This is a genomic window from Aquidulcibacter paucihalophilus (assembly GCF_002105465.1).
GTDB lineage: Bacteria > Pseudomonadota > Alphaproteobacteria > Caulobacterales > Aquidulcibacteraceae > Aquidulcibacter > Aquidulcibacter paucihalophilus.
Genome location: NZ_NCSQ01000107.1, coordinates 1 through 1114, shown reverse-complemented (window position 1 = coordinate 1114; position 1114 = coordinate 1). Strand labels below are relative to the sequence as shown.

Below are 1114 nucleotides of genomic sequence, written 5' to 3'. Positions count from 1 at the left end.
GACTCTCCTTTCAAATGACGGACCAATCGGGGCTCAGGTCAACCTCGCCAGAGTTATCTGAGTTTGGTGCCTTTGTGTCGCCTTCTTGTCCAGCCCAGAACGAGGTCAGATAACTGGGAAAGTCCACCTCAAATTAACCCGAACAAAGGCCACGCTCGACCGGATTAAGGACGCTGAGTCATTGGGTATCAACGACTTTTGCTATTTTTTGCCGGTACCGCCTCCGGTAGGTGGGGGGCCTAAAGGCGATCCCGTTGGCTGCTTTCCCCCTTGGGGCGTGTTAGTGCCACTTGGCTGCAACCCTTTTTTCTCCGTATGGATGGTTCCTTGAATACCAAACGGTACTTTTCCGCGGTCGTTGCTCATATTCGTACTTTTCTCCAAAGCGATTGCTTTCTAAACCTTAGCTTGAGTCGAAAACTCAAGTGTACTTATTTCAGAGCTGGCGACCCACATACCATATCCCCGTTTTGTCCATTTTCCGGTTTTGCTAATGCTATAAGTCTCCTCGAGGTAGATATCTCTGTCCGAAGGATCGGTTGAAATAAAGGAAGTAGATCCATATTCAGCTCCAAACGAATTCCCGTTCTTCAGTGTTATGACAACCCAAGAAGGGCCTACATTTGAGAACTTCCACTCCCATGCGGTAGGAATATCATGGACAACATCAAATCCAATTTTGCGTAACGCTTTGTAGACAAATTCTTTTCTTGCAGCCCAACCGGAAAAAACTCCCAATATCGCAGGCAGTACGGTCAAGACCAAAACCCAAGTTACCCAGATAAGATTTTTTGATTTAGGAGTTTGGAAGCCGATCATAAAAATCGGAAAAATCAGAGAATAATATATTGATGTAATTGCAATAAAATAGAGGATTGCATCACTCGCTTTAGGCATTCTGCCATGCGTGAACCGGGAGCGAAAGAATAGAAAAACAACTGCTGGCGCTGTAAGGCTGAGCAACAAATAAACTGATTGAAAAGAAGCAAAATTTGGCAACTACTTCAGGCCTCCGCTCAAAACCCACCCGATAAAGCCTCGGCTTCCGCTAACTGTTCCTGTTTGAATTTATTCTACCTTCCCAACCCATACCCAAGGCTAAGGTCCTGTACAA

1 protein-coding gene is annotated in these 1114 nt (G+C 45.7%); it reads right to left on the bottom strand.

The window, feature by feature from the left end:
* Nucleotides 1-396 precede the first annotated feature (396 nt).
* Entirely contained in the window at nucleotides 397-999 is a 603-nt protein-coding gene (locus B7364_RS08255; RefSeq protein ID WP_157893593.1) for a DUF6338 family protein, read from the bottom strand.
* Nucleotides 1000-1114: the final 115 nt, after the last annotated feature.